This window comes from Exiguobacterium sp. 8H (assembly GCF_902506255.1).
Classification (GTDB): Bacteria; Bacillota; Bacilli; order Exiguobacteriales; family Exiguobacteriaceae; genus Exiguobacterium; species Exiguobacterium profundum.
In genome coordinates this window covers 741,315-754,601 of the sequence record NZ_LR733429.1, presented here as the reverse complement: position 1 = coordinate 754,601, position 13,287 = coordinate 741,315, and the positions used below count along the sequence as shown (strand labels likewise).

General features: G+C 48.9%; 13 protein-coding genes. 10 read left to right on the top strand and 3 right to left on the bottom strand.

Features of this window, described 5'->3' with window-relative positions; translation table 11 throughout:
- Position 1: 1 nt before the first annotated feature.
- Positions 2-2,407 carry a DNA topoisomerase IV subunit A gene (parC, locus tag GVY43_RS03835; protein ID WP_159562323.1) on the top strand — a complete coding sequence of 802 codons (2,406 nt, stop codon included), beginning with the start codon at positions 2-4 and terminating at the stop codon, positions 2,405-2,407.
- A 32-nt stretch (positions 2,408-2,439) separates the two neighbouring features.
- On the opposite strand, the gene GVY43_RS03830 is transcribed toward parC, so the two are convergent.
- Positions 2,440-2,952 carry a DinB family protein gene (locus GVY43_RS03830; RefSeq protein WP_159562322.1) on the bottom strand — a complete coding sequence of 171 codons (513 nt, stop codon included), beginning with the start codon at positions 2,950-2,952 and terminating at the stop codon, positions 2,440-2,442.
- Positions 2,953-3,076: 124 nt separating this feature from the next.
- On the opposite strand from GVY43_RS03830, the gene GVY43_RS03825 reads away from it, so the two are divergent.
- Genes GVY43_RS03825 through GVY43_RS03815 form a run of 3 tightly spaced genes read left to right on the top strand, consistent with a single transcriptional unit; the run spans position 3,077 to position 4,887 of the window.
- Positions 3,077-3,694: an NUDIX hydrolase gene (locus GVY43_RS03825; protein WP_159562321.1), complete on the top strand. Its 618-nt coding sequence runs from the start codon at positions 3,077-3,079 to the stop codon at positions 3,692-3,694.
- Between the two features lie 11 nt (positions 3,695-3,705).
- On the top strand, positions 3,706-4,419 hold the full coding sequence (locus GVY43_RS03820) for an MBL fold metallo-hydrolase (RefSeq protein ID WP_159562320.1): 714 nt from the start codon (positions 3,706-3,708) through the stop codon (positions 4,417-4,419).
- Between the two features lie 15 nt (positions 4,420-4,434).
- On the top strand, positions 4,435-4,887 hold the full coding sequence (locus GVY43_RS03815) for a GNAT family N-acetyltransferase (RefSeq protein ID WP_012726325.1): 453 nt from the start codon (positions 4,435-4,437) through the stop codon (positions 4,885-4,887).
- A gap of 125 nt (positions 4,888-5,012) precedes the next feature.
- On the opposite strand, the gene GVY43_RS03810 is transcribed toward GVY43_RS03815, so the two are convergent.
- A complete protein-coding gene (locus GVY43_RS03810; protein ID WP_159562319.1) occupies positions 5,013-5,552 on the bottom strand; it encodes a GNAT family N-acetyltransferase in 540 nt (179 codons plus the stop codon).
- Positions 5,553-5,819: 267 nt separating this feature from the next.
- Between GVY43_RS03810 and GVY43_RS03805 the strand changes: the two genes are divergently transcribed.
- The 5 genes from GVY43_RS03805 (at position 5,820) to GVY43_RS03785 (ending at position 10,400) form a co-directional block, all read left to right on the top strand.
- On the top strand, positions 5,820-6,668 hold the full coding sequence (locus GVY43_RS03805) for a transporter substrate-binding domain-containing protein (RefSeq protein WP_159562318.1): 849 nt from the start codon (positions 5,820-5,822) through the stop codon (positions 6,666-6,668).
- A 7-nt stretch (positions 6,669-6,675) separates the two neighbouring features.
- A complete protein-coding gene (locus GVY43_RS03800) occupies positions 6,676-7,374 on the top strand; it encodes an amino acid ABC transporter permease (protein ID WP_074037007.1) in 699 nt (232 codons plus the stop codon).
- Between the two features lie 113 nt (positions 7,375-7,487).
- Positions 7,488-8,396 (top strand): MoxR family ATPase, encoded by a 909-nt coding sequence (locus GVY43_RS03795; protein ID WP_012726321.1) that lies wholly within the window; start codon positions 7,488-7,490, stop codon positions 8,394-8,396.
- Position 8,397: 1 nt separating this feature from the next.
- Complete coding sequence (locus GVY43_RS03790; RefSeq protein ID WP_012726320.1) at positions 8,398-9,426, top strand: DUF58 domain-containing protein; 1,029 nt, start codon at positions 8,398-8,400, stop codon at positions 9,424-9,426.
- Positions 9,423-10,400: a hypothetical protein gene (locus tag GVY43_RS03785; protein WP_159562317.1), complete on the top strand. Its 978-nt coding sequence runs from the start codon at positions 9,423-9,425 to the stop codon at positions 10,398-10,400. The genes GVY43_RS03790 and GVY43_RS03785 overlap by 4 nt, the downstream gene beginning before the upstream one ends.
- A 43-nt stretch (positions 10,401-10,443) precedes the next feature.
- On the opposite strand, the gene cls is transcribed toward GVY43_RS03785, so the two are convergent.
- Positions 10,444-11,910 (bottom strand): cardiolipin synthase, encoded by a 1,467-nt coding sequence (gene cls, locus GVY43_RS03780; protein WP_159562316.1) that lies wholly within the window; start codon positions 11,908-11,910, stop codon positions 10,444-10,446.
- Positions 11,911-12,020: 110 nt separating this feature from the next.
- On the opposite strand from cls, the gene GVY43_RS03775 reads away from it, so the two are divergent.
- Positions 12,021-13,241 (top strand): sodium:proton antiporter, encoded by a 1,221-nt coding sequence (locus GVY43_RS03775; RefSeq protein ID WP_159562315.1) that lies wholly within the window; start codon positions 12,021-12,023, stop codon positions 13,239-13,241.
- Positions 13,242-13,287: the final 46 nt, after the last annotated feature.

Below are 13,287 nucleotides of genomic sequence, written 5' to 3'. Positions count from 1 at the left end.
GATGTCGACGATTCAACACATTTTAAACCTATCTCTCGAACAGGTCGTTGGAGACCGGTTCGGGCGTTACTCAAAATATATCATCCAAGACCGCGCCTTACCGGACGCACGTGACGGACTCAAGCCTGTACAGCGCCGGATTCTATATGCGATGCACCACGAGGGGAATACGAACGATAAGCCGTATCGGAAGTCTGCGAAGACGGTCGGGAACGTCATCGGGAACTATCACCCGCACGGTGACTCGTCCGTCTATGAGGCGATGGTACGTCTCTCGCAAGATTGGAAACTCCGGTATCCGCTCATCGACATGCATGGGAACAACGGATCGATGGATGGTGACCCGGCGGCGGCCATGCGTTACACGGAAGCCCGTCTCTCGAAGATTGCGGGTGTCATGTTGACGTCAATTGCGAAGAATACGGTCGATTACACGCCGAACTTTGACGATTCAACGGAAGAACCGCTCGTCTTGCCGTCGCTCCTCCCGAACCTGCTCATGAACGGAACGACAGGGATTTCAGCCGGTTATGCGACGGAGATCCCACCGCATAATTTGACAGAAGTCCTCAACCTTGCCATCGCACGTTTGAAAGGCCAGGTCGATATCGCTAAAGATGCGCTCGAGTATGTCACAGGTCCTGACTTCCCGACCGGGGGGACGGTCATGGGTAAAGACGGTATCCTAAAGGCGTTCGAGACCGGTAAAGGGAAGGTCATCATCCGGGCGAAGTCCGAGATTGAGCAATTAAAAGGTGGCCGTGAACAGATCACGATCACAGAACTTCCGTATGAAGTGAATAAGGCGAACCTCGTCAAAAAAATGGAAGAGCTCCGCCTCGATAAAAAGGTCGAAGGCGTCGCAGAAGTCCGTGACGAAACAGATCGGACGGGACTTCGGGTCGTCATCGAATTGAAGAAAGAGGCCGACGCAGAAGGTGTGCTTCACTTCTTCTTGAAGCATACGGACTTGCAACTCGCCTATAACTATAATATGGTCTCCATCGTGAACCGGACGCCGAAGCAGATGGGAATCATCCCGATCATCGATGCTTACTTGAAGCATGTCGAAGAGGTCGTGACGCGCAGGACGACGTTCGAGCTCGAGCAGGCGAAGAAACGCGCTGAAATCGTCGATGCCTTAGAACAAGCTATCTCAGTCCTCGATGAGACACTTGAATTGATCCGTTCCGCCAAAGACAAGGCGGACGCGAAGAAGAAACTGATGGAGCGGTTCTCATTCACGGAACGACAAGCCGAAGCCGTCGTCATGCTCCAATTGTATCGACTCACGAATACGGACATCGTCGAGTTGCAAAAAGAAGCAAAGGCGCTCCAAAAAGAGATTGCCCGCCTTTCAAACATCCTCGACGTGGACGCGACAAAACGGAAGTTGATCGTGAAAGAACTTATGGCATTGCGTGACGAGTTCGGAGATGACCGTCGTTCGGTCATCGAGTCGGAAGTTGAGGAATTAAAACTGAAGACGGAAGTTATGATTGCTGTCGAAGAGACGATGGTATTCGTCAGCCGTGACGGGTACGTCAAACGTGCCTCGATGCGTTCGTACGGAGCGTCGAGTGACGTTTTACCGGAGATGAAAGACAAGGATCGTCCACTCCTTACGACACAAGCCATGACAACGGACCACTTGCTCGTCTGGACGAACAAGGGCAGCTACCTCCTCATCCCGATCCATCAGATTCCAGAATCGAAGTGGAAGGATTCCGGACAACACGTGGCCAACCTCGTTCCGATTGAAGGGGAACAGGTTATCTCGGCAGACGTCGTCTCGACGTTTGATACGGACGCCCATTGCCTCTTCGTGACGAAAGACGGGATGGTCAAACGTACACCGTTACGCGACTACGACGCGCAGCGGAAATCGAAACCACTCATGGCCTTGAAGCTGAAAGGTGACGACGAGGTCGTCTTCGCCGGGATCAGTGACGGTCCAGGGCAGTTGTTCCTCGTTTCAGAGCGTGGATACGGGCTCTGGTTCAAAGAGGATGATGTCCCTGTCGTCGGACAGCGGGCAGCCGGTGTGAAGGCGATGAACCTGAAAGACGGTGACCTCGTCGCCGATGCCTTCTCCTTCTTCACACCACCATTATTCGTTCTCGTGACGCAACGGGGAGCGGTCAAGAAGATGAAGCTCGAGGACCAGTTCGACTGTACGAACCGCAACCTTCGGGGGACGATGCTCATTCGTGAGGTCAAATCAAAACCGCACCAAATCCGTCGTGTGCTTCCGGTACATGGGGATGAGACGCTTCATATCGTTGGGAAAGAAAAAGCAAAGCAAGTGAAGACAAAAACCCTTACGCTACTCGATCGCTATGCCAACGGCTCGTTCGTCTTTGACGAAGACTCGTTCGGTGAAATCGAGGACGTGTATCTCGATTAATCAAAAGACCTGTGATTTGGCTGATTCGCCGTTCACAGGTCTTTTTGTCGTAGCCATGTCTCTAGATCGTGTTGTTGTCGTCGATGGTGCCGCGTGTGCATCTCGATGAGTTTGAACCATTCTCTCGCATTCAGCCAGCCGAACCCACCGTGAAGCGTCTTTCGATTGTCATCTGCATCATTCAAACAGGATTCCAACGTATCCATCTTTAAGATTAAGATGGTCATGCGTTCTCGCAATCGATCTTTCGAGTCAGTATTGTTCGGTGGTTGATTCATCTCAGGTGGGAGCTCGATTTTTATCGGTGGAAAGTCTCCCCGTTCGAACAACTTTTCTCCAAAAGACGTCTTCTCTCCACCGAGTTCACCCTCACCACGTAGGCAGCGGTCGGCCTCTTCTAAATACTCCTCTGCGACCAAAATGAGATGGTCAAACATTTGGCCAATGGACCAGATGCTCGGGGCATGCTTGTATCGCAAGTCGGACATGGTATAACGTGCGAGATCTTTTCTGAATCTGATTAATTCATAGCGTATCCTCAACATCTCACCTCCATTTTCTTTTAGTATGCGTGATTGAAAACTGATGTCAGAGAATGTGAGTTATGAAAAGGAAGAATGCATCAATTTGCCGAAAAAGACATGTAGGACAAAAGATAGGGGGATCTATATGTCTCAATGGCTGACGTGGGCGAAACGGATTCAGGCGCTGTCTCAGGCCGGTCTGACGTTCACGCGTGATCAATATGACCGAGAACGGTACGAAGAGTTACAAGAAATCGTAAGAGAGATGTATGAACGGCACTCGGACTTATCGAACGAGGCCATCTTACAACTCGTTCATGTGGACGGTTATCCGACTCCGAAACTTGATGTGCGAGGCGTCATCTTCAAAGATGACCGAATCCTGCTCGTGAAGGAGCGGTCAGATGGGTTGTGGACCTTACCCGGCGGTTTCTGTGAAGTGAATCGCTCTCCTGCCTCGAATATCATCAAAGAAGTAGAGGAGGAGGCTGGCCTGGATGTGATTCCAGTACGGTTGCTCGCCTTGTTCGATATGCATGAACATCCACACCCACCTCTCTCGGAGCATTATTACAAGCTTTTCATCGAGTGTGCATTGATTGGTGACGGGGAGGGGAGCGCCGGCGTGGAGACGAGTGACGTCGGTTTCTTTGAACGAGACGATTTACCTGAGCTCTCCCTTGCCCGCAATACGATCGAACAGATTCATATGTGCTTTGACGCGCATTGGCAAGAAGAAGACTGGACCACTTTATTCGACTAGGAGGCTCAATGATGCAAGTAAGACGATATGGACATATCCATCAACTGACCTTTTACGCTCCCGTACTACCAATCAACGTTCAACTGTTTGAGCATGAGCTCGGACTCGTCTTGATCGACACGGCGCTGGAGCGGAACGCGACCGATATCCTGTCGTATATCGCCGAGCTAGACAAGCCACTCCTCGCGATATTGTTAACGCATGCTCATGGGGATCATGTCGGTGGGGTGGACACCATCAAAGCAGAGCATCCGCTCGCTGAACTCTTCATCTCCCGACGTGATGCCCGCCTCTTATCGGGAGATCGGTCGCTAGAGGAAGAAGAGCAGAATAAGATTCGTGGTTCTTTGCCGACGATTCGTTCTACACCGGATGCGGTACTAGAGATTGGTGAGCGGTTATTCGGTTTACGTGTCCTCGATGCAGCGGGTCATACACCAGGATCGATTGCGTACTATGACGAGGTAAATCGGGTATTATTTGCAGGTGACGCTTTTCAAACTCAGGGAGGGGCAGCGGTGGCTGGAGATGTTCGGCCGTTATTCCCATTACCAGGACTCGCGACATGGAATCGGTCCGTTGCGGTCGAGAGTGCGGAGCGGCTAGTGGACTTGTCACCACTCCTTACTTTCGTCGGGCACGGTCCGCCACTCAAAGGGACACACCGGCTCTATTTGGCGTTGAAACGGGCGAAACGGAAGCAGGCGAGAAAGTTTATCCGTTAACGGGAGGGTTGCACCATGCAGCTGAAAGAAGTTGCCATTCATCAATTTGAGCAAGCCCAACAGATGCTCGAGATTCAACGTAACGCTTATGCGGTCGAAGCGGAACTGCTCGGGTTTGACGAAATCCCGGCGCGCTATGAGACGATCGATGTCATTCAAAACTTACCAGGCACGAGTTATGGCTTATATATCGAGGAGCGGTTGATTGGGTTTGTCACGGTGGAAGCATCTGAGAAAACTGTTGAAATCACGAAACTATGTATCGACCCGACATACTTTCGGGCGAGACTGGCGACGACGTTACTCGAACACATATTGAGCATTCACAAAGGAAAGTTGATTTACGTGCATACGGGCAAGCATAACGGACCGGCGAAGCGTCTGTATACGAAACTTGGATTTGAACCGAGTGCCGAATTCGAACCAGAACATGGCGTCACATTGATCCGATATACGCATACGTCTTAAATTCAAATCTCATCTCACTATCATAAGTATACTAAGATAATGAGATGAGTTATTATTTTTACTGATAATATATGTTATGTAAACTAGTGAAAAATAGAGCAAAAAATTGCTCTGACTGAAGTTCCCTATTCCTTAAAAATCTTGTACCAGTACAAGGTCAATTCAATTTGTGGATTTGCATATTGTTTTGTTGAATCGACGCCACCAAGTTGAAATCCCTGTCTTTCATAGAAACGACAAGCAATGAGATTATCGTTCTGAGCTTCAAGCGACAAACCAATCATCCGTTTCTCTTTTGCCCACTGTTCGGCTGTTTCGATCAACATTTGTCCAATCCCACGTTTACGATATGTTTGACGGATCGCGATATTTTCAATGTATGCAAAGCGACTCCAATCCTTCACGAGTCGGATTTGTCCGACACATTCATCAGCGTCCATCGCTAAAAAGACGATTCGATTGTCATGTTCGATATACTGCGTCCAATCAATCCGGTCTTCTGGAAATGAGGTTTCTTTCGTCACGACATCTAGCTCTTCAACATAAGACCATTGACCGTTTATGTAACTGGGAACTATCCGTCCGATGATTGGAAAAGGATCATTTGCATCATTCACAATGTGAACATGCGCCTCATCTAGGGCTCTGATTCGAATCATACTCATCCGCTCCGCCTCCTCTATTGCGTATTAGTTCTTCATTCATCTCTTTTAACTAACTTTCAATCATTATTTTAAGGTCCATCGATTCTGTCTCACTTGAATTTTACTTCTGTATCATTCGTGTGAATTTAGCATTCATCGGAATGATAACGCTTTATGAATAAACGTTTCAAATTTTAAATTCACCTGTTTAAACTATGTTTCACAGTTGCTAGACCGCTGAAGTCATGCTATTTTTAGACAGATGAACCATCTTAAGGAGGAATTCTTGTGAAACGAACGACTAAAGGTTTGGCAGCAACTTTATTTTTAGCAATCCCACTTGCCGCTTGTGGTGATGATAGCACGAATCAAGCAGACACGTCACTTTGGGAAGAAATTCAAGAAGAAGGGACATTGACAGTCGGCACTGCCGGCACCCTCTACCCCGCTTCTTTCCGTGAAGAAGAGAGCGACGCGTTGACAGGTTTTGACGTCGAACTCATGAAGGAAGTCGCCAAACGCCTTGATCTCGAAATCGAGTTCAAAGAAATGGCATTTGACAACATGTTAACGAGTGTTCAGAACGGTCAAATCGACATCGCTGCAAATGATATCTCGGTAACAGAAGACCGTAAAGAGAAGTTCGCCTTCTCAAAACCGTATAAATACACTTACGGGACTGCTATCGTTCGCAAGAGCGACCTCTCTGGAATTGAATCACTCGAGGATTTGAAAGGCAAGAAAGCCGCTGGTGAAGCGACGACTGTCTTCATGGATGTGGCTCGAGAGTATGGAGCAGAAGAAGTCATCTATGACAACGCCACGAACGATCAGTACTTGCGCGACGTTTCAACGGGACGGACCGATGTCATCTTGAACGACTATTATCTTCAAACGTTGGCACTTGCTTTCTTCCCTGAGTTCGATATCACGATTCATCCGGATATCGCCTATAACCCGCAAGAAGTAGCATTTTTGATGGATAAAGAAAATGACGAGCTCCAGGAGAACATCGACCGTGTACTAGATGAAATGCTTGAAGATGGTACAGTCAAAGAACTATCTGAGCAATTCTATAATGGTGCCGATGTTTCGGTAGAACCTGACGTAGACGCAACAATCGTCGAAACGAAGTAATGTTGGCATGTCGTTCTCAGATGTCAAATGGGACGCCATCTTTGACGTAGACCTGGCGATCCAATCGTTTCCTTACCTGTTGGGCGGGTTACCGAATACGCTTTGGATCTCGTTCATCAGCATGTTTTTTGGTCTCCTGCTTGGTCTTTTGCTGGCGCTCGGGAAATTGTCTCCGACACGACTCCTTCGCTATCCGTCGACTTTCTATATCTCGTTCATGCGTGGAGTCCCCATCTTGATCATTCTGTTCATCCTCTATTCGGGATTCCCGTTCATCGGAATCGAGTTCGCCGCTTTGACGGCAGCCATTCTCGGATTTAGTCTGAATTCTGCCGCCTATATCGCTGAGATCATCCGCTCCTCGATTCGCGCGGTCGATGACGGACAGGTTGAGGCGGCTCGTTCACTCGGGATGGGGAAATGGTTGACATTGAAGGGGGTCGTCTTACCGCAGGCGACACGGATCGCCCTTCCGCCGCTCTCGAACGTTTTTCTCGATCTGATTAAAGCGAGTTCGCTCGCTGCGATGATCACGGTACCTGAGATATTTAATAAGGCCAAGATCGTCGGTGGACGAGAGTTCGACTACATGACAGTGTATATCGTCGTGGCGTTGATCTACTGGGCAATCTGTACGTTCATGTCCTTTTTCCAAGAATGGCTCGAACGTCATTTTGAACGATACTTGGATTCTCCAAAACGTTGACTGACTGGCTTATGCCGGTCGGTCTTTTTTAGTGAAATGGATTTTTGATACATCTCCTGAACCGATTATGCTATGATTTTCTTAATTATCAGAAAAATATAGGGGGATTTTGAATGAACCATCCATGGGTTTCACATTTGAATGATCAAGTCATTGGTCAATCGAAAGCCATCAAGCTCGCTTCGATTGCATTACTATCAGGAGGTCACGTTTTACTCGAGGACCGTCCCGGTACGGGGAAGACTACACTTGCCCGTAGTTTGGCAAGTTCGATATCAGCGACATTTCAGCGTGTACAGTGTACCCCGGATACATTGCCAAGTGATATTTTAGGAATGGAGTTATTCAATCCGACGACCGGAGCGTTCGAACGTCGGACGGGTCCGATTTTCACATCGATTCTACTTGTCGATGAGATTAACCGGACGACGCCACGTACACAATCTGCGTTGCTTGAGGCGATGCAGGAACGTCAAGTGACACTCGGGGAAGTGTCGCTCAAGCTACCGGAACCATTCTTTATGATTGCCACTCAAAACCCATTCGATGGACAAGGGACGTTTCCGCTCCCGCAGGCTCAATTGGACCGTTTCTTATTCAAATTGACACTTGCTCCCCTCTCGCGAGATTCCGAACGACGACTGATTCGCAATGAGCACCTCGCTTCAGAATCTTTCTCTCTGCAACAGGACGAATTGTTGAAGATGCAACAAGAGGTACGAGATGTCCGATTCCACGAGGCGATGGAGGATTACTTACTGGATTTGATGGAGTCACTTCGTCATCATCGTGACATCGAGGTTGGACCAAGTCCACGTGCGACGCTCGCGTATACGATGGCGGCTCGGGCTCATGCCTATATGGAAGGACGCGACTATGTCTCACCAGAAGATATTCGGGCACTCGCGCTTCCGATTTTAGGGCATCGAATCGTCTTGACGGTCGAAGCGTCGCTGAAGACGAAGCCGTCAAAGTTGATCAAATCTGTACTCGAGACCATCCCGGTCCCCTCAGAGGTGTAAGATGCAGTTAGTCAGCCCACGCTATCTCGAGTCCGGCTATATGTGGCTCCTGTTCGTCGTCGGGGTCTTTACGGCACTTTATGGGAACGTCTTGATTGCCAGTCTATTGATTGGATTCAGTCTCTATGCACTGGTCATGCCATCTTTTATGTTTCGATTGGCAGAACAAATCCATGTCGACCTCACTGAGGAGATGAAACTTTTTCCGAATGACGAGGCCGTCTATGTCTTGAAACTTGTCTCGACGGCAAAAGTCCCGCTTGGCGTTGTCCGCCTATCCGGCTATTTGCATCCCACCGTGGAATCAGAAGGACATGCGTTTTGGCGGCAGGAGAACTTTGTCGAGACGAATGCGACTGTCGACTTCACAATCCCGCTCCATGCGAAGAAGCGAGGTCCTATCCGCCTAGAGGCTATCGGGATGGAAATTCGGGATCCGTTACGCATGTTCTCGCTCTATAAAGAGGACTCACTCCCACGCATCGGCTATGTCTTCCCAGAGTTTTCGCCCTATCCGATTCCGAAACGTCCCCCTACTCTCCCAGGTGAGGAGATGGTTCGTCATAGTGCCTATCGTGACCCGGAGACGTTCCAATCGGTCACTCCATATCATGGGCAACCGATGCGACAGCTATATTGGTCTGCCTATGCGAAGACGGGCGAACTGCTGGCCCGTACCGAGCAACCGGTACAAGCAAATGAATATGTCATCGTCCTCGACTTGTTGACGAAGGATGGGCGTGCCCTCACCTATCAGATGGAGCGCCTCATCTCGCAAGCTGCCGCATTATGCCGTGATTTCGAGAAAGAAAATGCGAGTTACGGTCTGATTGTCCCGACGCTTACGAAGGATGGAATCACGTATGACCTTCAACCGGGAAGTGGTGAGGTACATTTTCGGAAGATTATGACGACGTTCGCTTGTCTGTCCGAGAGTGATTTTCCGCTTGCTCGCTCCTTGTTTGAGCGAAAGGTCGCCAAATACAGTGGGAATCAGTCGATTCTCCGCTTGGGGGGTGACGGTCAATGAGATGGTTATGGTGGGTCTTCGCAGCATTTTACATCGGGCACGTGTTTCCATTGCTCTTCTTATTGACACTTCGTCTCCCTCGGAATACACAACTGATTGTACAGACGATCATGAGCGTCGGTGCCCTTTATTTCTCTTATGAGATGAGCATCATGCTTTTGATATTCACATACGTTCATGCATTCATTCGGACGTTGGATTGGACGGACCGTTACGCGATGGCGAGCGTATTGTTTTTGGTGGCGGACTGGTTATTCCCCCCGGCATCGCAATCGCTCGCGATGGTGCTCTTTCCGTTCATCTTTTTGATTTGGCAACGAAACCTGTATTACCGTCGCGACTACAAGCGGATGGTGACGATGTTGACCGTCGGCCTAGGCATCGGTCTGATTGTCTCTCTCATCATTCGTACGATTAAAGAGCTATTGTTTGGTAATGTCGTCGCCTGGATCACTCCATTCTTTTTGTGGATCGGGAGCTGGTTTGATGGAATCGTACTCGACCCGAATGATCGCGTAAACCGCTTCCTCGTACCGGATAATCCGAACCTAGATGCGGAGACAGTGGCGCAAGAGACATTGCTCGCGTCCGCATCGAATAACTCGCTGTTCTATATCGGAGTGTTTGTAATGATCTTGCTTCTTGGGGTAGGATTGTTCTTCTATCTGCAGAAGCGAAAAGACATCCAGGAAGATGGAATGATTCCTAGGAGTATTCACCACCCGACACTCTCAGATAAGCGGATCGTCCGCTCGCCTCGCCAGATTCGCCTTCTTGAGACGGGACGAAAGTTAGAACAGCATCACCCACGTCATCGAGAGGAGACGGTGGCTGATTGGTTGCAGCGAATCGAGTTCACGGACCACAGGCTTTATGCAGATTGGTTAGAGGCCGCAGAGTATGGGGACAAGGAAGCGCCACAAGCAATCAGTGATTCATTCGAACGACTCGTTGAACAAGTGAATAAACGCTAAAAAACATCCGGCAGAGGAGTTCCTTCTGACCGGATGTTTTTCATTATAAAATTGGACTGAGAAGGCGGGACACGCTCTCTTTGAAGCGAATCCAACGTGTCCTCGATTCATATCGTTCGATGGTTAGCCGCTCAGCGCGTGCCTCGTCTCGCTCGAACGCATCGATGACGGACTGAGCGACGTCTTTGTCGAAGACGAGCGCTGAAATTTCAAAGTTGAGGCGGAAACTTCGGGCGTCGATGTTCGTCGTCCCAATTGATGCGACTTCTCCGTCGATGACGAGCGTTTTCGCATGAAGGAAACCTTCCTCATACGTGAACACTTCTGCCCCGTAACGTACGAGCTCCGCAGCGTTCGCATAGGTCGCCCAGTAGACAAACATATGGTCGGGCTTGTTCGGGATCATCAGTTTGATCTTAGTACCCGCCATCAGGGCGATTCGACAGGCATCAAGGAAACTTGCATCCGGGATGAAGTAGGGAGTCTGGATATAGATACATTCTTTCGACTGGGTGATCATTTTGACGAGCATATTCTTTAAATGCTCCGTCGACGAGTTTGGACCCGATGTCACGATTTGAACCGGGGACGCATGACGAGCAATCCCTTCGATTGGCCAAACAAAGTCGTCTTTCTGTGCCTTCGTTCGTGTCGGGACAGAGCGATTCCAATCCAGGATGAATCGTTCGAGCAATTCCTTAACGGCGTCGCCTGAAATTCGTAAGTGAACATCTCGCCAATAACCGAAATGCTCATCCTTTCCGAGATACTCATCCCCGACGTTGAAGCCGCCGATATAACCAAGTTCTCCGTCAACGACGCAGAGTTTTCGGTGATTTCGATTGTTGACGCGGAAGTTGATGCCGAGTTTGGACGGAAAGAACGATTTGACTTCCCCACCGTGGGCCAGCAGGTCCTTAAAGTGTTTGTGCCTCAGTCCCCTCGAGCCGACCGCATCGTAGAGGAGTCGGACACGTAATCCTTGTTTTGCCTTTTCGGTCAATAAGCGAATTAACGATTGACCCAGCGCATCGTTTTGGATGATGTAATATTGAATGTTCACTTCTTTCGTCGCCTGTTCGATATCTCGAAACAGTTGATCAAACTTCTCTTTTCCGTCGTGAAGGACGTCGATATCGTTCTGGAAAGACATCATCGCATTCGTCGATACGAGATTCAATCGTGCGAGTCGTCGGTGCTTCAATAGAAGTGGATGATTGAACGGTGCCATGGATTGGTCCAATTGGTCAAATTGCTCCGCCACATGATGATGATACGCTTCACGTTTCTCTTCTTCGACTTCATAAAAGTTTTGAGATTTGATCAATCGACCGAAGAAGATGTAGACGAAGAATCCGATGAGAGGCAAGAAGAAGAGGACGAGTAACCACGCCCAAGTCGTTCCAATGTCACGCCTTTCAAAAAAGATAATGGTGATTGCAAACGTGAGGTTAAGCAATAAGATGAGCCAAGTCATGATGACGATAATGAGTCCGATAGTCACTTCCATGGTATCCCTCCCTTTCTTTCAATTCTTACCCGAAATCAGACAATCTTAGCAAATGTTTTTCCTGATTTGGGTATACATTAATGAAGAAGTGAAGAAACGGGGGGAAGCTTATGGAAGACATGATGATTGGGTTCAGCTTACTTGTCCTCATCGGTGCACTTTCGCAGTTACTCGCTTGGCGATTTGACTTTCCAGCCATCTTGATTATGACGGTTGCAGGGATTCTAGTCGGACCGATTTTCGGTTGGTTGGAGCCGGATCGGATACTCGGTGAGCTTTATAGCCCACTCATCTCCATCGCGGTGGCGCTCATCCTGTTTGAAGGAAGCCTCAGTCTCGAATTCAGGGAGATTGACGATTTGCGGAGATCAATCTTTCGTCTCGTCACGGTCGGGGTATTCGTTTCTTTTATCTTGACCTCGATTTTGCTCATCATGGTTGGAGATTTTCATTGGTTGCCAGCATTTACGCTCGGTGCCATCTTTGTCGTGACCGGACCGACCGTCATCATTCCGTTACTTCGACAAGCTAACTTGTCCGCACGCCCAGCTAAAGTCTTGAAATGGGAAGGGATCATCGTCGATCCTCTTGGCGCCTTGATTGGACTCTTTGTCGTTCGAGTGGGATTCATCTTCTATCAAAACGACGGGCTCGCGAGCCACTTGCCATTTTTTTGGTCCTGTATCGTCGCCGTCGCCTTTGGGATTGCCGTTGGACATCTATTAATTCGTTTGTTCGGGAATGAGAAAGTCCCTGAATATTTAAGAACAACCCTCACGTTCTCTGGGGTCCTCCTCGTATATTCAATCAGTGAATGGGTCATGAGCGAGGTCGGGCTATTGGCTGTAACGGCAATGGGATTGACGATGGCAAATTCAAAGCATGGACATATGCATATTCTGAAACAGCTTCGTGAGTTTAAAGAGAACATTTCGATTTTACTGGTTTCGACAGTCTTCATCATTCTGACGGCAAGTTTGACACGTGATAGTTTACTCGCCATTTTCGACTGGCCTCTCCTCTTGTCTATTCTCGGAATCTTATTTTTTGTCCGACCGATCTCGGTGCAGACGTCGCTCCTCGGTTCTCCGCTATCCGCTCAAGAACGGGCACTCATCAGCTGGATTGCCCCTCGAGGTATTGTTGCGATGACGGTGACCGGTTTCTTTGCACAAGAGATTGCCGAACTGGGAATTGAAGATGCGGAACGGATGTTGCCAATCACACTCGGTTTAGTCGTAACGTCTGTCGCCCTACATGGATTGACGATTAAACCACTCGCGAAGCGACTCGGACTGACGAAAGTGAAGAATCCTTGGGAGAAGGTATAGACAAAAAAAGACACCGCCCGATGGCAGTGTCTTTGATCAGCTTGAA

What these genes read in the sequence shown, in the direction of transcription:
- parC (WP_159562323.1), top strand. Translation starts at nt 2, where the DNA reads ATGTCGACGATTCAACACATTTTAAACCTATCTCTCGAACAGGTCGTT.
- GVY43_RS03830 (WP_159562322.1), bottom strand. Translation starts at nt 2,952, where the DNA reads ATGTTGAGGATACGCTATGAATTAATCAGATTCAGAAAAGATCTCGCA.
- GVY43_RS03825 (WP_159562321.1), top strand. Translation starts at nt 3,077, where the DNA reads ATGTCTCAATGGCTGACGTGGGCGAAACGGATTCAGGCGCTGTCTCAG.
- GVY43_RS03820 (WP_159562320.1), top strand. Translation starts at nt 3,706, where the DNA reads ATGCAAGTAAGACGATATGGACATATCCATCAACTGACCTTTTACGCT.
- GVY43_RS03815 (WP_012726325.1), top strand. Translation starts at nt 4,435, where the DNA reads ATGCAGCTGAAAGAAGTTGCCATTCATCAATTTGAGCAAGCCCAACAG.
- GVY43_RS03810 (WP_159562319.1), bottom strand. Translation starts at nt 5,552, where the DNA reads ATGAGTATGATTCGAATCAGAGCCCTAGATGAGGCGCATGTTCACATT.
- GVY43_RS03800 (WP_074037007.1), top strand. Translation starts at nt 6,676, where the DNA reads ATGTCGTTCTCAGATGTCAAATGGGACGCCATCTTTGACGTAGACCTG.
- GVY43_RS03795 (WP_012726321.1), top strand. Translation starts at nt 7,488, where the DNA reads ATGAACCATCCATGGGTTTCACATTTGAATGATCAAGTCATTGGTCAA.
- GVY43_RS03790 (WP_012726320.1), top strand. Translation starts at nt 8,398, where the DNA reads ATGCAGTTAGTCAGCCCACGCTATCTCGAGTCCGGCTATATGTGGCTC.
- GVY43_RS03785 (WP_159562317.1), top strand. Translation starts at nt 9,423, where the DNA reads ATGAGATGGTTATGGTGGGTCTTCGCAGCATTTTACATCGGGCACGTG.
- cls (WP_159562316.1), bottom strand. Translation starts at nt 11,910, where the DNA reads ATGGAAGTGACTATCGGACTCATTATCGTCATCATGACTTGGCTCATC.
- GVY43_RS03775 (WP_159562315.1), top strand. Translation starts at nt 12,021, where the DNA reads ATGGAAGACATGATGATTGGGTTCAGCTTACTTGTCCTCATCGGTGCA.